Genomic DNA, 20,147 nt, shown 5'->3' with positions numbered 1-20,147 from the left:
TCAGGTTCGCGTGATTTGCTTGCTTTTCGTCAGCCAGATCACCCTCACGATCACAGAAACGCGCATGCTTCTTTCCCTTTCTTTCAGCCTCGAACGCGCGCCGTTCGAGCTCCTTGAGACCCTCTCGAAGCGGTCCGAGGACATCGCGGCGGGGCTCGACGACCCCACTCTCACCGTCGGCTCGGTGGTGCTTGCGACCTGCAATCGCTTCGAGGTCTACGCCGAGACGGGCCAGAGCCGGCCCGAGCCTGTGCTCGCGCGCGTGGCAGCGGTCGCTGGGATCGACGTGACCGAGCTCGAAGCTGCCGCGAGCAGCGCCACCGACCACGACACCGCGACGCACCTGTTCGCCGTCGCCGCCGGCCTGCAGTCGGCGGTCGTTGGGGAGAGCGAAATCGCCGGGCAGGTCAGGCGTGCCCACGACGACGCGCGGGCACGCGGCACGCTCACCCACGATCTCGAACACCTCTTCCGCACCGCGACGCGCACCTCGCGAGAGGTGGGGCACCGCACCGACATCCGCTCGGCCGGCCGATCGCTCGTGCGCCTCGCGCTGCGGATGGCCGAGGCCCGCGTGGCCGACTGGGGCACAGCAAACGTGCTGCTCATCGGCACGGGCGCCTACGCCGGTGCTACGGTGGCGGCGCTTCGGGCGCGCGGAGCCGAGACAGTCCGGGTGTACTCCCCCTCGGGCAGGGCCGAGACCTACGCCGCCGAGCACGACCTCGTCGTCGTGCCGCAGGGTGGGCTTGCGGAGGCGCTCAACGCCGCCGACGTCGTCATCGCCTGCACACGGGCGGAGGAGCCAGTGCTCACGGCTGAGCTGCTGCGGGCTGACGCACACGAGACGAACGAGCGCCTGCTCATCGACCTCGGGATGCCCAGGAACATCGAGCACGCGGTCTCCGAGCTTCCTGGGATCGAGCTCCTTGACCTTGAGACGGTCTCGAAGCACGCCCCGGTCGAGGAGCTCAGTGCCGCGGCCGAGGCTCATGAGATCGTGCGGGAGGCCGCCGACGAGTTCTCCGCGTCCAGGGCCGAGCGCGACGCGCTGCCCGCCCTGCTCGCGCTGCGGACGCACGTGATGGGCATCCTCGAAGACGAGCTCTGCCGGGCACGGGCCGCTTCTCAGTCGGCGGGCCCCGCCACCTCAAGCCCCGAATACACCGCCGTCTCGGCAGACTACGAAGCCGCCCTGCGGCGCTTCACGGGCAAGCTGCTGCACACGCCGATGACCCGCATCCGCACTCTGGGTCGCGAGGGCCGCGTGCCCGCCGCAGCTGAGGCGCTCGAGACGCTCTTCGGGATCGAGACACAGGCCGGCGGCCACACCCACTCCGAGTGAGCGCGGCGCCACCTCACCCGCCCCACCGCACAGCCCCTTCCCCGCCAAACCGCCCCTTCAATACCGCGATAACGGGGCTTTCTTATGGGGAAGCGGCTCGTGCGCGCTAGGTCGCGTCAGCGGGCGGCGAGGCGCTCGGCGACCCGGGCACGCACGATGGCGTGGATCTCCTCCGGGGTACCCGAGGCGTCGACGACAAGGAACCGCTCGGGCGATGCCACAGCGAGCCCGTGGTACGCGGCGCGAACAGCCTCGTGGAACTCCTGCCGCTCGGCCTCAAGCCTGTCGTCGTCACGCGACGAACGCCGGGCAGCGGCGATCTCGGGCGCGAGGTCGAACAGCACCGTGACGTCTGGCCACAGCCCCCCGACCGCCCACTCGCTGATGCGGCGGACCTCGTCAACGTCGAGGACCCGGCCGGCGCCCTGATAGGCGAGGGACGAGTCGATATACCGATCCTGCACGACGACCGCACCCCGCTCGATCGCGGGCCGAACGACCTTCGCGATGTGCTGCGCGCGGTCCGCCGCGTACAGCAGCGCCTCGGCGCGCGGGTCGACGGCCCCGATCTCGTCGCCGCCGTGCAGCAGCAGCCTGCGCACCTCGACGCCGAGCGGCGTGCCACCCGGCTCGCGGGTGCGCACGACCTCACGGCCCTCGCCTGTCAGCCATTCCTCGAGCATCCCCGCCTGCGTGGTCTTGCCGACGCTATCCCCGCCTTCGAGGGTGATGAACACGCGCGGCCTACTCTGCGGTCTCGGCCGCGGCAGCAGCCTCGGCGGCCTTCTTCGCAGCGTTGGCCTTGCGCGTCTCGGCGGCCTTCTTCGCGGCGGCCGACCGTGCCGGGTCGACCTCCTTCTTCGCTGCCGTGGACTTCTTGGCTGCCGGCTTCTTCGCTGCCGGCTTCTTGGCGGGAGCCTTTTTCTTCGCCGGCGCCTTCTTCTTGGCTGGGCCCTTCGCGCGCTTGATGGCGAGCAGGTCGATCGCGCGCTCGAACGTGATCTCCTCGACCGAGTCGCCGCGCGGGATCGTCGCGTTGGTCTCGCCGTCGGTGACGTACGGGCCGAAGCGGCCGTCCTTCACCTTCACGGGCTTACCGCTCACGGGGTCGGCGTCGAACTCCTTCAGCGCCGAGCTCGCCTTGCGGGCACCGTACTTCGGCTGCGCGAGCACCTCGAGCGCGCCAGGGAGGTCGATCGAGAAGATCGAGTCCTCGCTCGGCAGCGTGCGAGTCTCCGTACCCTTCTTGAGGTACGGGCCGTAGCGGCCGTTCTGCGCGGTGATCGGGTCGCCGGACTCGGGATCATTGCCAACGACACGGGGCAGGTCGAGGAGGGCCACGGCCGTATCAAGATCGACCGTCGCGGGGTCCATCGACTTGAAGAGCGACGCGGTGCGGGGCTTCTCGCCCTTCGGGAGTTCCTCGTCCTCGTTCGGCAGCTCCTGCACGTACGGACCGAAGCGACCGTTCTTTGCGATGACGCGCTTTCCGGTGACCGGGTGCAGGCCGACAACACGATCCTCTGCGGGCTCGGCGTCGGCGAGCTCGTGGGCGCGCTCGGGGGTGAGCTCGTCAGGAGCCATCCCGTCAGGGATGTTCACACTGCGCGGCTTGAGCTCGCCGTTCTCGTCGACCTCGCTCTTCTCGTCGAAGACCTCGAGGTAGGGGCCATACTTGCCGTTGCGGAGCGAAATCTGGTCATCGATCCGGATCGTGTTGATCGCGCGCGCATCGATCTCGCCGAGATTATCAACAACGCCGCGGAGACCGGGGTGGTTGTCGGTACCGAAGTAGAACTCCTTGAGCCACTCGGAGCGGTCGGTCTGGCCGGCCGCGATCTCATCGAGGTCGCTCTCCATTTCAGCCGTAAAGTCGTAGTCGACAAGCGCCGCAAAGTGCTCTTCGAGCAGGCGCACCACGGAGAACGCGATCCAGCTCGGCACGAGGGCCTGGCCCTGCTTCGAAACGTAACCGCGATCCATGATCGTGGAGATCGTGGACGAGTAGGTCGACGGGCGTCCGATCCCGAGCTCTTCGAAACGCTTCGTGAGGCTCGCCTCGGTGTAGCGCGGCGGCGGGCTCGTCTCGTGCTGCTTTGCGAGCGGCTCCGTGATCCCGAGCGCCTGGCCCTCCGTCAGCTGCGGGAGCGAGACGTTGTTCTTCTCGGCGTCGCCGCGCTTCTCGTCCTTGCCCTCTTCGTAGGCGAGGAGGAAGCCGGGGAAGGTGATGACCGTGCCACTCGCGGTGAACTCAGCATCGGTGGTTGCCGACCCCTCGGTGACCGTCACGCCGAGCGTGACCGTGGCGGTCGAGCCCTTCGCGTCCGCCATCTGGCTCGCGACGGTGCGCTTCCAAATCAGGTCGTACAACGAGAACTCACCCTGGGTGAGCTTTCCCTTCAGCTCGCTCGGGCGCACGAAGGTATCGCCTGCGGGGCGGATCGCCTCGTGCGCCTCCTGCGCACCCTTCGCCTTGCCGGTGTACACGCGCGGCTTGTCGGGCACGGTCTCGGCGCCGTAGAGCGAGGCCGCCTGGCTGCGCGCCGCCTCGAGCGCCTGCTTCGAGAGCGTCGGCGAGTCGGTACGCATATAGGTGATGTAGCCGTTCTCGTAGAGCGACTGCGCGAACGACATCGTCTGGCGCGAGCTGAAGCGGAGCTTTCGCGAGGCCTCCTGCTGCAGCGTCGACGTCGTGAACGGCGCTGCCGGGCGGCGCGTGTGCGGCTTCGTCTCGAGCGTGCGCACGAGCGCCGAAGGGCCCTCGCCGAGGGCGGCGGCGATCGCGTCCGCGCGGGTGCCGTCGAGCGCGATAACTCCGGCGCCGGTCGCCTTCGCGGTCAGCTTGCCGGTGTCGTCGAAGTCGCCGCCCGACGCGACGCGGTTCCCGTCGAGCCGCACGAGCTTGGCCTCGAACGGCACGCGGTCTGGCGCGTCCTCCGCCGGGTTGAAGCGCGCGGCGATGCTCCAGTACTCGGCGGCGCGGAACGCGAGGCGCTCGCGCTCGCGGTCGACGACGAGTCGGGTGGCTGCGGACTGCACGCGGCCGGCCGAGAGCTTGGGCGCGACCTTGCGCCAGAGCACCGGAGAAATATCGTAGCCGTAGAGCCTGTCGAGAATGCGCCGGGTCTCCTGCGCGTCGACGAGCGCGGTGTCGAGCTCGCGGGTGTTTCGCTGCGCCTCGGCGATCGCGTCCTTGGTGATCTCGTGGAACACCATGCGGTGTACTGGAACCTTCGGCTTCAGCACCTCAAGGAGGTGCCACGCGATGGCCTCACCCTCGCGGTCCTCATCAGTTGCGAGGAAGAGTTCGTCGGCGCCCTTGAGCGCTCGCTTCAGCTCGGCGACGGTCTTCTTCTTATTGTCGTTGACGACGTAGTAGGGGGCGAAGCCATTCTCGACGTCGACGCCGAACTTGCCGAACGGCCCCTTCTTCAGCTCGGCGGGGAGCTCCGACGGCTCGGCGAGGTCGCGGACGTGCCCGACCGAAGACAGCACCTCGTAGTCATCACCGAGGTAACCACCAATCGTGCGCGCCTTTGTCGGCGACTCCACGATGACCAGCTTTTTCCCCACGGCACTCCAATTCTCGCCTTTTATCCCGTACACGCGATTCGTCGCGCAGGGCTCCCTGCACCGCAACGATACACACAGTCACGTGAGAATCTGTCATTACTAGCGACTTCTGGTTGCCGCGCAGGTTTCGCTCCCCTCACGGGTTATCCTGATTCTCAATTCGTTCCCCTTACATAGAGGCACCACACGTGAGCGCTAGTTTCTTCGCCCTGCTTGATGACATCGCCGTGCTCGCCCGAGCCGCAGCCGCATCGATCGACGATGTCGTTGCCGGGGCCGCGAAGGCTTCCGCGAAGGCCGCGGGCGTCGTCATCGACGACGCGGCCGTCTCACCCCAGTACGTACAGGGCCTCACCCCGAGGCGTGAGCTGCCCGTGGTGTGGAAGATCACGCGCGGCTCGCTCATGAACAAGGCGATCATCATCGCGGGCATCATGGTGCTGAGCGCGTGGGCGCCGTGGATCTTCCCGTGGCTCCTCATCCTCGGTGGCACCTACCTCGCGTACGAAGGCGCTGAAAAAGTGTGGCACTGGATTCGTCCGAGCCACGCTGACCCCGCCGGTGTCGAGCAGGTCGTCGAGCGCACCGAGACCGACGAGAAGCAAATGGTGTCGAGTGCGGTGCGCACCGACCTCGTACTGAGCATCGAGATCATGCTCATCTCGCTCGCAAACATCGAAGCCTCGTCGTGGGGCATCCGGCTCGCGACGCTCGTCGTCGTCGGGCTGCTCATGACCGTGGCCGTCTACGGCACCGTCGCGCTGCTTATCAGGATGGACGACGTCGGGTTCTGGCTCATCAAGCGACCCGTCGCGTGGTTGCAGGCGGTCGGCCGCGGGCTCGTGAAGGCGATGCCGTGGGTGTTTCGCCTTCTCACCGTCGTTGGGGCGCTCGCGATGCTCTGGGTCGGCGGCCACATCCTCCTGGTCAACCTGGCCGAGGTGGGCTTGAGCGCCCCCTACGACCTCGTGAGCGGCATCGTCCACTCCGTCACGGTTCCAGGAATCATCACCTGGCTCATGGATTCCGGGCTCTCCGCGGTCTTCGGGTTCGCCTGGGGCGCGGTTGTCATGCTCGTGCTCGGCGTCATTGCCAGGCTCCGCTTCAAGAAGCCCGTATCGCACTGAACGGCGAGGTGAACTCATGAAGGCACAGGTACTCGTCATTCACGGCTGCCCGAGCGCCGGGCCGGCGACCGAAAACCTGCGCGCGGCCCTTGCCGTCGTCGGCACACCGGAAACCCCGATCGAGACGGTGACGATCTCGTCGAACGCCGACGCTGAGGGCGTCTCGTTTTCGGGTTCCCCAACGATCCTCATCGATGGCGAAGACCTCTTCGCAGGCGCGACCCGCACCCGCGAGCTCTCGTGCAGGGTCTACGCGACTGCGGGTGGGCTCTCGGGGTGGCCTTCCATCGAGGCGATCGCCGCCGCGCTCCGAGAGCGGCGGCCGCGCAAATAGGCGGCTTGGCGACGGGCCAGTGCGGGCCCGTCAGCGGGCCGGGCAAGGCGAAACCCTAGCAAAACGGTACGAAGTTTATGGGTTCTCACAGTCGGCACGCGATGCTCCCTCGATAAGGTTGAATGCATGGCTAGCAGCGAAAAGACCGCCGCGCAGCGTTCCCGACCCCGCGACCGCAAGCAGCAGATTGAGAAGGCGGCCGCCGAGGCCTTCGCGCGGAGCGGGTACCACCCCGTGAGCATGCAGGACATCGCCGACACCGTCGGCATCACCGCCACTGCGCTGTACCGGCACTTCCCGAACAAGTACGCGCTGTTCGCTCACACGGCTTTCGCGTTTGCGGACCGTCTGCTTTCCGCGACTGAGGAGGCTTCCTCGCGGGAGGTTCTGTCGCGGCAGGAGGCACGCCTCGTCATCGAAGAGTTGATCGACGCTGTCGCCGGTGAATTTGTCGCTGACCGTTCCATCAACGGCATCTACCGCTGGGAAGGGCGCCACCTCAAGGGCGACGACCGGGCTAAGCTCAATAGGAAGCTGGCTGTAGTGGGCTCACGGCTCACGATTCCATACGCCGTCTACCGACCAGACGTTCCCGAACACGAACGCACCATCATCCTCATCGCGGCTTTCAGCGTTCTTTCGAGTGTCACGATGCACACGACCCGCATCGCGAAGCCACGGCTGAGGGCACGTCTCAACGAGTTGGCTTGGAGACTTCTAGACATCGACGTGGGTGCCTACGCAGATGGAAGCGTTCGCAGAACACCCTTTCCTGATTGGGAAGCAGAAGAAGGGCCGAGTGCCCAGGGGTCCCCCCGTCGCGAGCAACTCCTTCAAGCGGGCATCAAGCTTTTCGCTGAACACGGGTACAACGACGCTACGATCGAGGACCTCGCGGCGGCGGTTTCGCTCACCCCCTCAGGCGTGTACAGGCACTTCGCTGGAAAGAGTGAACTCCTGACCGCCGCATACGATCGTGCCTCCGCCTGGCTCGACAAGGCCGGGGAGGCTGCCCGGGCCCAGTCACAGAGCCCTGCAGAAGAGCTGCGATTGCTTTGCGGCTATTACGTCGACCATTCGTTCCGCAGCGCCGACCTCATGCGCGTATATTTCTCCGAGCAAGGCAACCTTGACCCATCCGATCTCAAGCATTTCGTACAAATGCAGCGCGATCATGTTGCCCGCTGGACCGCGCTCTTTCATGAGGTCCACCCTGATCTGAGCGCCAGAGACGCACCCGTGCCGCTTTACGCCTTTTTCAGCATCATCGGGGACCAGATGACATTTCTGCCGGAGTACGATGACTTTGCGAGCTCCCGACTCCTCGCCTTCTCGGACGTCCTGCTCGACATGCCGGTCGACGACCCAGTATCTGCCCAGTGAGCTGCCACAGCTCGGCCGGTTCCCTCGCGAATGGCTCAGTCAGCTAGACCTGCCCGAGCTGACCGGGTGATGGCGACGAGCCCAGCCCACCGGCGCACGGTCACACGCACTTCGGCAATGCCCGGCCCAAGGTCGCAGGTCACGGTCGCCGCTCCGTTCGCGTCGGCGACGGCCTGAGCGACCACGCACGGCGCGGATTCGCCGTCGCCGAGGAGCCCGAGCTCGGCGTCGGCTGCGGCGAGCGCGGCCGCATCGGCTGCGTTCGTCGCCTCCGCACCGGCAACGATCACCTGCGAGGCGACCATGACCGGAAGCGCGAGTGCCACGGCACCACCGCTGATCGCGACGACGACGGGGACGCTCACGTCACCGGCCTGTCAGTGTCACCTGGGCCGTCTCGCGCGAACGCCCCTTCCGCGGTAATGGCAGCGCAGCCTCGACCGGTCACGCGGATGCCCGCGAGCAACCCCGCTCTCGGGGAGCTCGTCGCGGCAACGCACAGGATTCCACCAGCCGTGCTCCTAGAGAGCAAGGGACTTCCGGCGTGCTCGGAGATCCGTGCCGCCGCGAGACGATCGTCACCCCGCGCCTCAAGCCGTGCAACGTCACCGGCGAGGGCAGTGAGCGCGACACGCTGCGCTGAGAGCTGGACCGCGCCGATCGCAAGCCCGAGGACAATGAGCATCGCCGGAATCGCGACTGCGAACTCCGCCGTCACCGCCCCGCGCCTGTCAGCCCACAGGGCTCGCAGCGCAGCGAACATCGCGCCCATTCGACTAACCCGCGCTGCCGAGTGCGCCCTGCACGAGCGAGAGCAGCATCGCGCGCACCTCTTCCGAGCGCATAATCACAATGAGGAGGCCGGCGAACGCGACCGCCGCCATGATGACGAGCGCGTATTCTGCCGTGACCGCCCCACGCTCGTCTGCGCCAAGCCCGCCGCCTCTCGCTCGCGCGGAGCCGGCCGAGGGTGACCTGCGCACGGGTTCGTGTCCGTCGGCCTCTAAGTGACGGGTTCCGGTCACGCGAGGTGCTTCCGGCTCAGCTGGAAACCCCATGCCTTTGAGAACTTTCTTCTCTTCGCGCACTCGCCCGACGCGACCGCGCCGTTGCTGCTGCACGCTCTGTTGCTGCTGGGTCTGCTGCGTACTGTTCATCGTGTCCTCCCTATCATTGCGGGCCTCGGCGGAGTCTCACCGCTGCGGGCCCTGGTCGTGCTTCGATCCTCGCTGCGGCAAACAGATCATTGTGAGGTGCGCCGAGGATTGTGGAGGCAGCGCCGCGATCGCCCGCGGAACCGCGGTTGTGGACGAAGCCGCGTGGAGAGCTCATCGCGGCAGCACATCGCCGAGCAGCGTGAAGACGACGGGGAGCACCCCGACCGCGATGAACGCCGGCAGTTGGCAGGAGGCGAGGGGAAAGAGTATCCGGATCCCGAGCCGCTCGGCCTCGCGCTCGATCGCGGCCTGGCCCCGCGCACGGATTTGGGTCGCCTCGTCGAGCAGCATCGCTGACGCGGGAACGCCCGCCTCCGCCGAGACCTCGAGCACGCGCGAGAGCGGCCGCCCCGCACGCAAGCTGTCAAACGTGACCCACTCGGCCCGCGTCTCGGACACGGCATCTGCAACCCGCCTGAGGGCGAGGCCGGGCGGCGCTCCGCCCGCAAGCGCCACCCACATGAGCTCGCATTCGAGCCCCGCTACCCGGTCTTCTCGTTCGACGCGGCCGGTGAGGGCGGCGCTCCACCGGACCCCGATGAGCTGGAGGACCAGGCCAGTGACGAGCAGTAGCGCCCCGATGGGGGTGATGAACAGCGGGAACGGGTTGAAGCCGAGTAGAAAGCTCACTGCTATGGAGGCAAGCGGGAGCCAACCGACGAGGGTCGCCGTCATTTTCGGGCCAGCGAGCAACACGGACCTCCGCCGGTTCGCCTCAGAAATGCTGTTGAGCGCGGCGGCGATGCGATCCAGCGCCGGGGCGAGTGCGGCCCCGCTCTCCTCAGCGAGCAACCAGGCCGCCCCGAGCACCCGCCACTCGGGCCCGTCGAGCCGGGAGAGCGCGGCTCCGACGGAGGTTCCGCGATCCACCTCAGCGATGAGGTCGCGCGTCTCGGGGCGCTGGATCTCCTCGCCCACCGAGCGCACCGCCTGCGCGGAGGACATTCCGCCGCGCAGAAGCGCCGCGGACCGGGCGGCCACCGCCGCGGGCACCGATCCTAATTCCGCTTCGCTGTCCTCTCCTCGACGGGAGCTACGCGGCCGCGGCAAGGGCGCTCACCTCCAGCGTTCCGTTCTTCCCGATGCGCATCCGGCCGAGCTGCGCGATGCGGTGCCTGCCGTTCGCGCGGGTGACGTGGACGACGAGGTCGAGCACGGTGGCCTGCCGCGCGAGCGTTTGCGGGTCGAGCCCCGCGAGCATCCCGAGGGCTTCAAGCCGCGCCGGCACATCTGCGATCCGGTTCGCGTGCAGCGTGCCCGCACCGCCCTCGTGGCCCGTGTTCAGCGCTGAAAGCAGCGTCGCAATCTCGGCACCGCGGCACTCCCCGAGCACGATCCGGTCGGGCCGCATGCGCAGCGTCTCGCGCAGCAACCGGTCGAGCCCAATTTCGCCGACGCCCTCGATGTTCGCCTGCCGGGCCTCGAGCGCGATGTGGTGCGGGTGCTCCGGGCGCAGTTCGGCGACGTCCTCGATCGTCACGATCCGCTCGGTCGCGGGTACGAGCGCGAGCAGGGCGCTGAGCAGTGTCGTCTTGCCGCTCCCCGCGCCTCCCGTGATGAGCAGGTTGCGCCGCTTCGCGACGCTATCGGTCAAGAAAGCAGCGGCCTCGCGCGAGCAGAGCCCTCCGGCGACGAGACCCCCGAACGTCCTCGCGCGCGGCGCAGGAAGCCGGATCGACAGCGCCGCCCCCGCGACCGCGACGGGGTCGAGCAGGGCGTGCACCCGGATACCGTCTCCGATCCGCACGTCAGCGACGGGGTTCAACTCGTCGAGGTGCCTGCCGCCCGCCGCAATGAGCTGGATCGCGAGCTTGCGTACCTCCGCAGCGGGTGCGGCCCAGCCCGCAACCTGTTCAATGCCGCTCCCGCGGTCAACCCACAACCGCCCCGCGCCCCCACTGGCAGCGAGGAGGATGTCGCGCGCCGTGGGGTCATCAACCAGCGGCACGAGGCCGCCGAGCGCGCGCCGCACATCGCCGGTGAGGGCGTGAGACCGGCGCTGCTCCTGCTGAGACGCTCCCGAGATCATGCGCACCAGCACAGTCGCTTTGGGCCCTATCGGCAAGGCCCCGCCTGGGCCTGGGGAGAGCGAGCGGTCACCCCCTCTTTCGGGGGGCCTGGGGGCGAAGCTCTCGGGTCTAACATTGAGCGAGACAATGACGTTTTCAGATTGAAAGGGTAGCCATGAGCGACGATCACGGCACTATCGAAAGTCTTTCTTCCCTCGCGCACGACGACGGAGAGAGCTACCCCCCTTCCGCGGAGTTCCGCGAACAGGCGAACCAGCGCTCCCCCGAGGTGTACCTGCGCGCGGCGGCAGACCCCGAGGCCTACTGGGCAGAGCAGGCGCAGAATCGCCTGACGTGGAAGAAGCCGTTCACCGAGATCCTTGACTGGACGAACCCGCCGTTCGCGAAATGGTTCGCCGACGGCGAGCTAAACGTCGCGGAGAACTGCCTCGACCGGCACGTTGCGAACGGGCTTGGCGACCGAGTGGCGATCCACTTTGAGGGCGAGCCCGGCGACACCCGCACGCTCACCTACGCCGAGCTCACTCACGAGGTCAAGCGCGCCGCAAACATGCTCACCAGCCTTGGAGTCACCGCGGGTGACCGCGTCGCCATCTACATGCCGATGATCCCGGAGACCGTGATCTCGATGCTCGCCGTCGCGAGGCTTGGCGCCGCGCACTCCGTCGTGTTCGGCGGGTTCAGCGCCGAAAGCCTGCGCGCGCGCATCGACGACGTCGAGGCCGAGCTCGTCATCACCGCCGACGGCGGCTACCGCAAGGGGCGCGTTTCGCCCCTCAAGCCCGTCGTCGACCAGGCACTCGAGCTCGACGACGCCGACGGCAAACCGAGCACGGTGAAGCACGTGCTCGTGGTGAAGCGCGGCGGCAACGACATCGAAATGACCGAGGGCCGCGACCTGTGGTGGCATGAGGAGATCACGTCGTACGACGGCGAGCACACTCCGAAGGGCTTCCCCGCTGAGAACCCGCTCTTCATCCTCTACACGTCGGGCACGACGGGCAAGCCAAAGGGCATCCTGCACACCTCGGGCGGCTACCTCACCCAGGCGACGACAACCTTCAGCGACGTGTTCGACATCAAGCCCGAGAGCGACGTGTTCTGGTGCACGGCTGACGTCGGTTGGGTGACCGGGCACTCCTACATCGTCTACGGACCGCTCTCAAACGGCGCGACCCAGGTGATGTACGAGGGCACCCCGGATACGCCCGATTGGGGCCGCTGGTGGCAGATCATCGAGAAGTACAAGGTGTCGATCTTCTACACCGCGCCGACCGCCATTCGCTCGTGCATGAAGGTCGGCCGCCAGGTTCCCGAGCAGTACGACCTCTCGAGCCTGCGCCTCCTCGGCAGCGTCGGCGAGCCCATCAACCCCGAGGCGTGGCGCTGGTACCGCGACGTCATCGGAGCGGGCAAGACGCCGATCGTCGACACCTGGTGGCAGACCGAGACCGGCGCCATGATGGTCGCCCCGCTCCCGGGGCTCACCTCACTGAAGCCCGGCAGCTCACAGATCGCGCAGCCCGGCATCTCGATCGCCGTTGTCGACGACGACGGCAACCCCGTCGAGAACGGTCAGGGCGGGCTCCTCGTCGTTGAACGCCCGTGGCCCGCGATGGTGCGCAACGTGTGGGGAGACCCGCAGCGGTTCATCGACACCTACTGGGATAAGTTCGGTGACAAGTACTTCGCCGGCGACGGCGCCCGCCTCGACGAGGATGGCGACATCTGGTTCCTGGGCCGCGTCGACGACGTCATGAACGTCTCGGGGCACCGGCTGTCGACCACCGAGATCGAGTCGGCACTCGTCGGGCACCACGCGGTCGCCGAGGCAGCGGTCGTCGGAGCCGACGACGAGACCACGGGCCAGGCGGTTGTCGCCTTCGTCATTCTGAAGTCGCAGCAGCACCTCATCACCGAGGCTGAAGCGGAGCAGGAGCTCCGAGCGCACGTCGCGTCGCACATCGGCGCGATCGCCCGCCCCCGCAACGTCTACGTTGTGAACGAGCTGCCGAAGACGCGCTCCGGCAAGATCATGCGCCGCCTTTTGAAGGACGCGGCCGAGGGCCGCAAGATCGGCGACACGACGACGCTCGCAGACACGATGGTGATGCAGCTCATCTCCGATCGCGTCGTCGCGGAGCGCGGCGCCAAGTAGGGCGCGCACGCGAAAGGGGGCGGCGGATCCGGGTGTGGATCCGCCGCCCCCTTTGACGTGACGTGAGGTAAGCTCGCGAGCCGCGAGCGTTAGTCGCGGACGCGGAAGATGAACTCGACCTCGACCGGAGCGTCGAGCGGCAGCACCGCGACGCCGACCGCCGAGCGGGCGTGGATGCCCTGGTCTGCGAAGACCTTGCCGAGGAACACCGAGGCACCGTTGGCGACAACCGGCTGGCCGGTGAACTCGGGAGCGGAGGCGACGAAGGCGGTGACCTTTACGACCTGCTCGACTTTGTCGAGGGAACCGAGGACGCCGCGAACCGCAGCGAGCGCGTTCAGCGCGCACAGCTGCGCGAGATCCTGCGCCTGCTCGGGGCTCACGAGCCCCTCGCCCTCGCCGACCTTGCCCGTCGCGACGAGCGCGCCGTTCGCGATGGGCAGCTGGCCCGACGTGTAGACGTAGTCACCGTCGCGCACCGCGGGAACGTACGCCGCGACAGCGGGCACGATCTCGGGGATTTCGAATCCGAGCTCGCTGATGCGCTCTTCGATAACTGATGACATGTCAGGCCCTTCTCTTGAGATAAGCGACGTTTCCACCGGCGGGGCCCTCGATGATCTGCACGAGTTCCCAGCCCTGCGCTCCCCAGTTGTTGAGGATCTGAGCTTCATTGTGCAGCAGGAGCGGGGTCACAAAGTACTCCCACTTCGGTGCTTCTGGAGCATCACTCATGTGAGCCTCCTTCTTGAAAATAGCGGGTGAAAACGCCTGGATTTGGCGCGAGCGGCGCTGATTGCCAGCTTTTATCGCCTACCCTTGAGTCTATGACCCCAAAGGCCTCAAAGTCTTCGCGCGTGCCCACAGCCAAACCTCGTTCGGTTGGTGGCGTAGTCGGCGGCATCCTCGGTGCGGTAGCAATGAGCGCTATCGCAGGCATCCTCGTCACCGCGGCGGTGACCCCCGTCGTGGCCCTCTCGGGCGCAGCGGCGACGTCAGCCGTGAGCATCTTCGAGAACCTCCCCAGCAATCTCAAGCCCGGCCAGCTGGCCGAGCCGAGCACTATCTGGGCGAAGAACGGTGACGAGAACGTCAAGATTGCTGAGTTCTACGAGCAAGATCGTATTCCCGTCGGCTGGGACGACATCTCCCCGTACGTGAAGGACGCCCTGGTCTCCATTGAGGACCCGCGCTTCTACACTCACGGCGGCGTTGATGCTCTCGCGGCTGGCCGCGCCGTGCTGCAGAACGCCGGCGGCGACAGCGGTAAGTCTGGCGCCTCGACGATCACTATGCAGTACGTGCGCAACGTGCTCGTGCAGGAGTCGACGGCTGTGCCCGACCCCGAGGAGCAGAAGGCCGCCTACAAGGAGGCCATGCAGCAGACCATGGATCGCAAGCTTAAGGAGATGAAGCTTGCGATCGGTGTCGAGAAGAAGTTCACCAAGGACGAGATTCTCACCGGCTACCTGAACATCGCCCTGTTCGGCCGCCAGGTCTACGGCATCGAGTCGGCCGCGCACTACTACTACGGCAAGACCGCGAAGGACCTGACGCTGCCCGAGGCCGCAAGCCTCGTCGGCATCGTGAACCAGCCGGTCGCGTACCAGCTCGACATCGAGGAGAACATCCCGGCGAACAAGGAACGTCGCGACCTCATCCTCGGCCAGATGCTCAAGCACGGCAAGATCACCCAGCAGCAGCACGACGAGGCTGTCGCGACGCCCGTCGAGCCGAAGATCACCCCCCGCGTGCAGGGCTGCGCGGCCGCCGAGGCAACCTACGGCCTCGGCCACTTCTGCGACTTCGTCCAGAACCAGATGAAGAAGGATGAGTCGTTCGGCCCCGATGCTGAGACCCGCGACTTCAACATGCGCCGCGGCGGCTACGACATCTACACGACGATTGATCTCGACCTGCAGCGCGCCGCGACCGACGCGGTTCGCAACGAGGTGCCTCAGACTATGGAGGGCATCGACGTTGGCGGCGCAACCGTGAGCACCGAAGTCGGCACCGGCCGCGTGCTCGCAATGGCGCAGAACCGCCCCTACAGCAACGACGAGACGCTCTCGAGCCAGGGCTACACGGCGATCAACTACAGCACTGATCAGAGCGACGGCGGCTCTTCCGGCTTCCAGGTCGGCTCGACGTTCAAGGCGATCACGCTCGCCGAGTGGATCCGTTCGGGCCACTCCGTGCGCGACGTCGTCAATGTGAACGGCCGCACCGTGCAACTGCAGAGCTTCCGCGCGAGCTGCATGGACGGCGGCGTCTACGGATACGGCCCGTGGCAGTTCAACAACGACAACCTCGGCGTGCGCGGCAACCAGTCGGTACTCACCGCGGTAGCGCAGTCGCTCAACGGCGGCCTCGTGTCGATGCAGCAGCAGATGGATCTCTGCGATACCTTCGCGCTCGCGAAGAAGCTCGGCCTGCACCGCGCGTCGCCGGCGACCCACCCCGACTTCCCGAACAACGGGACCCTTGAGCTGACGATGAACCCGTCGAACACCTTCGGTGGTACCGACGAGATGTCGCCCCTCACCATGGCGACCGCGTTCGGCGCGTTCGCGGGCAAGGGCCAGGTCTGCACCCCGGTCGCGATCGACTCGATCGTCGGCCCGAACGGCGAGGCGGTGCCATTCAAGAAGAGCGAGTGTTCTGAGGCGCTCTCTCCAGAGGTCGCGGCGGGCGTCGCGTACGCGCTCGAGTACACGATCAACAACGGCATCGCGGGCCACGCCCGCTCGCAGTTCGGGGTGCCTCACCTCGCGAAGACCGGAACGACCGACGAGTACATCGATAACTGGACGGTTGGCGCCTCGAGCAAGGTCGCGACCGCGACCTGGGTCGGCAACGTCGGCCCGAACCCGCAGTGCCTCGGTCAGCCCGATTGTTCACGCGTCGACACCCGTAACTTCGGCGGCTACCAGGGCCTCACCGCCGCGGACAGCCGTATCTGGCCAGCAGTGATGTACGTCGCCGACGAGAAGTTCGGCGGCGAGGGCTTCGGCGACCCGGCAGCCACCGCGCTGCGTCAGACCATGGTCAACGTCCCCGACGTTCGCGGTAAGTCCTTCGACGAGGCAGCAGGCATCCTAGAGAACGCCCGCTTCGCCTACCGTGACGGTGGCGAGGTCGACTCCTCCGTCCCGAAGGGCATGGTCGCACGCACTGATCCTGAGGCAGGCGCTGCTTCAGGCCTCGGCACCGAGGTCACCATCTACCGCTCGCGCGGCAACGCCGGGAAGGTGCCCGATGGGCTCGACGGTAAGAGCGCGAAGGACGCCGAGAGCGCGCTGAAGTCCGCGGGCTTCACCTCGGTCAGCATGACGTGCTCCGGTGACGGCAAGGTCAACGCCGGCAAGGACAAGGTCACGTCCGTCTCGCCCGGCTCTGGCGAAGAGGTCGCGCTGAACACGCGCGTCACGCTGACCGTCGACTGCTCGGATTAGCCCTCGATGGCGCGAAACTCTCGCTGTTGCACCCCCGCTGCGGCCCTCGGATGGGCCGCAGCGGGCGTGCTGCTCTGGTCGACCGTCGTCGAACGTCGGCTGTTCACCATCCGCAGGCACGAACTCCCGATCCTCCCGTCGGAGGCGGCGCCCGTGCGCGTGCTACAGCTCTCGGACCTGCACCTTGCTCCCTGGCAGACGAACAAGATCAACTGGGTGCGCTCGCTCGCCGAGCTGAAGCCAGACCTCGTTGTTCTCACCGGCGACCTCATGGGTCATGTTGGGGCTCGGCCCGCCCTGCTCCACGCGCTCAGCGCGTTCGAGGGCGTTCCGACGGTCTTCGTGCACGGCTCGAACGACTACTACGGGCCGAAGTTCAAGAACCCGCTGAAGTACCTGCGCGAGCCCAGCCGCCTGAGCACGCGCGAGCAAGACATCGACAACGCGGCTCTCACCTCGGGGCTCACCGCGCTAGGGTTTACGGACCTCAACAACTCGGCGACCTCGATCACGCTCCGCGGTACGGAGATCGAGTTCTTCGGCCTGAACGACCCGCACATCAGGTTTGACGACCCCGATGAGATGCGGGCCTCGATGGGCGCTGCCGGCGTTGCACAGGCAAAGCCCGGGACCCCCCGCATTGGTGTCGTGCACGCCCCGTACCAGTCTGCGCTCGGCGCGCTGCTGGGCGAGGGGGCTGACGCTATTCTCGCGGGCCACACTCACGGCGGCCAGGTCCGCGTTCCGGGCATTGGCGCGCTGACGTCAAACAGCGACCTGCCGCCGAGCCAGGCCCGGGGCCTCAGCGTCTGGTACGACGCGCACCGTGCGGCGTACCTCAACGTGAGCGCGGGGCTCGGCAACTCGATCTACGCGCCCGTGCGGTTTGCGTGCCGCCCAGAGGCGAGCCTGCTCACGCTCACTCCCCCAACTGCTTAGGCCGTTCCTCTGCCTCTGTCGATTCCAAGATCTGGTTTCGGCGTTCGGTATCCCGCTCTGCCGGGGTTTCTTCATTCACTCTGCAGATCACATACGTTCGGCAGGCCGAGGCCAGCTAGGCCGCGCCGGGGCCAAGGCAGGCCGAGGCCAGCTAGACCGGGGCCAGCCAGGCCCAGGCCGGGTAGCGCCCCTCCCAGCCAAACAGCCCCGGGGCCTACACGAGTGTGGGTATGAGCCGCGCGAGGCGCTCAGCGGCCTCCTGCGTCGCCTCAGCGGTGTTGAAGGCGCTCAGTCTGAAGTGCCCCGCGCCCGTCGGGCCGAACCCGACCCCGGGGGTGCCAACGATCTGAGCCCGCTCAAGGAGTGCGTCGAAGAACGCCCACGAGTCCATGCCGCCCGGGCACCTGAACCACACGTACGGCGAGTGCTCCCCGCCAACCGCGTTGAGCCCGGCCGCCTCAAGCGTCGATCGGATGAGCCGCGCATTCGCGAGGTAGTAGTCGACGTCGGCCTGCACCTGCGCGCTACCCGCCGCGCTGTAGACGGCCTCGGCGGCTCGCTGCACAATGTACGGGGTGCCGTTGAACTTCGTCGACTGCCTACGCAGCCACATGGCGTTGAGCGAGGCTCCGTCGCGCCGCAGCTTCTTGGGCACGACCGTCCACGAGCACCGAAGCCCCGTAAACCCTGCTGTCTTCGAGAAGGAGCCGAGCTCGATCGCGACCTCGTCAGCACCGGGGATCTCGTAGATCGAGCGCGGCACCTCGTCGCCCGTGATGAACGCGCGGTAGGCGACATCGAAGAGGATCACCGCGCCCGTCTCGCGCGCGTACGCCACCCAGGTCTCGAGCTCTGTGCGCGACATGGTCGTGCCTGTCGGGTTGTTCGGCGAGCACAGATAGATAAGCTCGACAGGCGCTGCGGGCAGGGCCGGCCTGTAGCCGTTGCCGTCGTCGCAGGGAAGGTACGTGAGGCCGGTCCAGCGCTCGCCGTCGAACGTGCCGAGGCGCCCCGCCATCGCGTTCGAGTCAACGTAGACCGGGTAGACCGGGTCCGTGACGGCGACCTTGGCGCTCAGCGAGAAGAGCTCTTGAACGTTCGCGGAGTCAGACTTCGAGCCATCACCGATAAACACCTCATCGGCGGAAACGTCAACGCCGATCGAGCCGTACTCGCCCGCCGCGATCGCCTCGCGCAGGAAGGCATACCCGGCCTCGGGGCCGTAGCCCTGAAAGCTCGACGCCGTCGCCTGCTCGTCAACAGCGGCGTGTAGCGCGTCGATAATCGCGGGAGCGAGTGGCCTCGTCACGTCTCCGATCCCGAGCCGCAGCACCGCGGCGTCTGGGTGCTGCGCCTCGTAGCGGCGAACCCGCTCCGCGACCTCACTGAAAAGGTACGACTGGGGAATCTCCCCGAAGTGTGTGTTGATGATCATCGGGGAGATCCTGTTCGTTCCGTGTGTTAGGCGGTGAGCTTGGCCGCAACAACCTCGGCGAGCTGCACCGTGTTCAGTGCAGCGCCCTTGCGCAGGTTGTCGTTCGAGACGAAGAACACGAGACCGCGCCCCTCGGGTGCGGACTGGTCTTCGCGGATGCGGCCAACGTAGCTGGGGTCGTTGCCCGCAGCTTCGAGGGGCGTGGGGACGTCGCTCAGTGCGACGCCGGGAGCTGCGGCAAGCAGCTCGCGCGCGCGATCCGGCGTGATCGGGTTCGCGAACTCGGCGTGAATCGCGAGCGAGTGACCGGTAAAGACGGGAACGCGCACGCAGGTGCCGGCGACGAGCAGGTCGGGCAGGCCGAGAATCTTGCGGCTCTCGTTGCGCAGCTTCTTCTCTTCGTCGGTTTCGCCCTCGCCGTCTTCGACGATCGAGCCGGCGAGCGGGATCACGTCGAAGGCGATCGTCTTTGCGTAGACGGCAGGCTCGACGAACTCGACCGCCCGGCCGCTGTGCACGAGGCCCTCGATGTTTCCGGTCTCAACCGCGGCGGTCACCTGACCAGCGAGCTCGGCAACCCCGGCGAGGCCGGATCCGGACACCGCCTGGAAGGTCGTGACCTTCATGCGCTCGAGACCAGCCTCGGCGTCGAGCACCTTCATGACCGGCATCGCGGCCATAGTCGTGCAGTTCGGGTTCGCGACGATGCCCTTGCGCGCGGCGACCGTGCTGTCGAGTGCCTCCGGGTTCACCTCGCTCACAACGAGGGGAATCGCGGGGTCCATGCGCCAGGCGCTTGAGTTGTCGATGACGATCGCGCCAGCGTCCGCGAACTCGGGCGCGTACTGCTTCGAAGCAGCGCCGCCAGCGGAGAAGAGCACGATGTCGAGGCCGCTCTTATCGGCGGTCGCGACGTCTTCGACGGTGATGTCGGCGCCGCGGAACTTGAGCGTGCTGCCCGCGGAGCGCGCGCTCGAGAAGAGCCGCAGCGACGCGACCGGGAAGTCACGCTCGTCGAGAAGCGTGCGGATAACAGCGCCAACCTGTCCCGTGGCGCCGACGATGGCGACTGCGAAACCCTGCTGTTCGGTCATGAGAGTGGATCCTGTCCTTGTGCTTGAGCTGTGTGTTGCCCGCTCGCGCGGGGAGTG

At 67.1% G+C, this 20,147-nt stretch carries 18 protein-coding genes; 7 read left to right on the top strand and 11 right to left on the bottom strand.

Translation table 11 applies throughout. From position 1 onward, the window contains the following. Nucleotides 1-64 precede the first annotated feature (64 nt). Complete coding sequence (locus FB468_RS13020; protein WP_141887730.1) at nt 65-1,345, top strand: glutamyl-tRNA reductase; 1,281 nt, start codon at nt 65-67, stop codon at nt 1,343-1,345. Between the two features lie 116 nt (nt 1,346-1,461). Here FB468_RS13020 and tmk read toward each other — a convergent pair whose 3' ends face one another. Both tmk and topA read right to left on the bottom strand, forming a co-directional pair. Beyond that, nucleotides 1,462-2,082: a dTMP kinase gene (gene tmk, locus FB468_RS13015; protein ID WP_141887729.1), complete on the bottom strand. Its 621-nt coding sequence runs from the start codon at nt 2,080-2,082 to the stop codon at nt 1,462-1,464. A gap of 7 nt (nt 2,083-2,089) precedes the next feature. Continuing rightward, nucleotides 2,090-4,918: a type I DNA topoisomerase gene (gene topA / locus FB468_RS13010; RefSeq protein WP_141887728.1), complete on the bottom strand. Its 2,829-nt coding sequence runs from the start codon at nt 4,916-4,918 to the stop codon at nt 2,090-2,092. 188 nt (nt 4,919-5,106) lie between these two features. On the opposite strand from topA, the gene FB468_RS13005 reads away from it, so the two are divergent. The 3 genes from FB468_RS13005 to FB468_RS12995 all read left to right on the top strand — a co-directional run bounded on the left by FB468_RS13005 (nt 5,107) and on the right by FB468_RS12995 (nt 7,762). After that, nucleotides 5,107-6,045: a DUF808 domain-containing protein gene (locus FB468_RS13005; protein WP_141887727.1), complete on the top strand. Its 939-nt coding sequence runs from the start codon at nt 5,107-5,109 to the stop codon at nt 6,043-6,045. Between the two features lie 16 nt (nt 6,046-6,061). Then, the gene (locus FB468_RS13000) at nt 6,062-6,379 is read left to right on the top strand and encodes a hypothetical protein (protein WP_141887726.1); all 318 of its coding nucleotides are present in this window, start codon (nt 6,062-6,064) and stop codon (nt 6,377-6,379) included. Between the two features lie 126 nt (nt 6,380-6,505). Then, complete coding sequence (locus FB468_RS12995; protein ID WP_141887725.1) at nt 6,506-7,762, top strand: TetR/AcrR family transcriptional regulator; 1,257 nt, start codon at nt 6,506-6,508, stop codon at nt 7,760-7,762. Between the two features lie 35 nt (nt 7,763-7,797). Here FB468_RS12995 and FB468_RS12990 read toward each other — a convergent pair whose 3' ends face one another. The 5 genes from FB468_RS12990 to FB468_RS12970 all read right to left on the bottom strand — a co-directional run bounded on the left by FB468_RS12990 (nt 7,798) and on the right by FB468_RS12970 (nt 11,008). Continuing rightward, nucleotides 7,798-8,127: a helicase gene (locus FB468_RS12990; protein ID WP_141887724.1), complete on the bottom strand. Its 330-nt coding sequence runs from the start codon at nt 8,125-8,127 to the stop codon at nt 7,798-7,800. Next, nucleotides 8,124-8,525: a TadE/TadG family type IV pilus assembly protein gene (locus FB468_RS12985; protein WP_141887723.1), complete on the bottom strand. Its 402-nt coding sequence runs from the start codon at nt 8,523-8,525 to the stop codon at nt 8,124-8,126. The genes FB468_RS12990 and FB468_RS12985 overlap by 4 nt, the downstream gene beginning before the upstream one ends. Nucleotides 8,526-8,538: 13 nt before the next feature. Continuing rightward, the gene (locus FB468_RS12980) at nt 8,539-8,919 is read right to left on the bottom strand and encodes a DUF4244 domain-containing protein (protein ID WP_246055882.1); all 381 of its coding nucleotides are present in this window, start codon (nt 8,917-8,919) and stop codon (nt 8,539-8,541) included. Between the two features lie 171 nt (nt 8,920-9,090). Further along, the gene (locus FB468_RS12975; RefSeq protein WP_141887722.1) at nt 9,091-9,960 is read right to left on the bottom strand and encodes a type II secretion system F family protein; all 870 of its coding nucleotides are present in this window, start codon (nt 9,958-9,960) and stop codon (nt 9,091-9,093) included. Nucleotides 9,961-10,012: 52 nt separating this feature from the next. After that, nucleotides 10,013-11,008 (bottom strand): TadA family conjugal transfer-associated ATPase, encoded by a 996-nt coding sequence (locus FB468_RS12970; RefSeq protein WP_141887721.1) that lies wholly within the window; start codon nt 11,006-11,008, stop codon nt 10,013-10,015. 155 nt (nt 11,009-11,163) lie between these two features. Here FB468_RS12970 and acs point away from each other — a divergent pair, with 155 nt between their 5' ends. Beyond that, on the top strand, nt 11,164-13,167 hold the full coding sequence (gene acs, locus FB468_RS12965; protein WP_141887720.1) for an acetate--CoA ligase: 2,004 nt from the start codon (nt 11,164-11,166) through the stop codon (nt 13,165-13,167). Nucleotides 13,168-13,256: 89 nt separating this feature from the next. On the opposite strand, the gene FB468_RS12960 is transcribed toward acs, so the two are convergent. After that, a complete protein-coding gene (locus FB468_RS12960; protein ID WP_141887719.1) occupies nt 13,257-13,733 on the bottom strand; it encodes a RidA family protein in 477 nt (158 codons plus the stop codon). A 1-nt stretch (nt 13,734) separates the two neighbouring features. Next, nucleotides 13,735-13,902, bottom strand: coding sequence for a Sp36 family protein (gene sp36, locus FB468_RS12955; RefSeq protein WP_141887718.1), 168 nt, complete (start codon nt 13,900-13,902; stop codon nt 13,735-13,737). Between the two features lie 185 nt (nt 13,903-14,087). On the opposite strand from sp36, the gene FB468_RS12950 reads away from it, so the two are divergent. Both FB468_RS12950 and FB468_RS12945 read left to right on the top strand, forming a co-directional pair. Next, nucleotides 14,088-16,622 (top strand): transglycosylase domain-containing protein, encoded by a 2,535-nt coding sequence (locus tag FB468_RS12950; RefSeq protein WP_246055881.1) that lies wholly within the window; start codon nt 14,088-14,090, stop codon nt 16,620-16,622. Between the two features lie 6 nt (nt 16,623-16,628). After that, entirely contained in the window at nt 16,629-17,561 is a 933-nt protein-coding gene (locus tag FB468_RS12945) for a metallophosphoesterase (RefSeq protein WP_141887717.1), read from the top strand. Between the two features lie 214 nt (nt 17,562-17,775). Here the strand turns inward: FB468_RS12945 and FB468_RS12940 are convergent, their stop codons facing one another. Continuing rightward, on the bottom strand, nt 17,776-18,996 hold the full coding sequence (locus tag FB468_RS12940) for an LL-diaminopimelate aminotransferase (RefSeq protein WP_141887716.1): 1,221 nt from the start codon (nt 18,994-18,996) through the stop codon (nt 17,776-17,778). Nucleotides 18,997-19,022: 26 nt separating this feature from the next. Further along, a complete protein-coding gene (locus tag FB468_RS12935) occupies nt 19,023-20,090 on the bottom strand; it encodes an aspartate-semialdehyde dehydrogenase (protein ID WP_141887715.1) in 1,068 nt (355 codons plus the stop codon). Nucleotides 20,091-20,147 lie beyond the last annotated feature (57 nt).

The organism is Leucobacter komagatae, from assembly GCF_006716085.1.
GTDB classification, from domain to species: domain Bacteria; phylum Actinomycetota; class Actinomycetes; order Actinomycetales; family Microbacteriaceae; genus Leucobacter; species Leucobacter komagatae.
The sequence above is the reverse complement of the archived record's forward strand: the minus strand, read 5'-3'. Positions and strand labels throughout refer to the sequence as shown.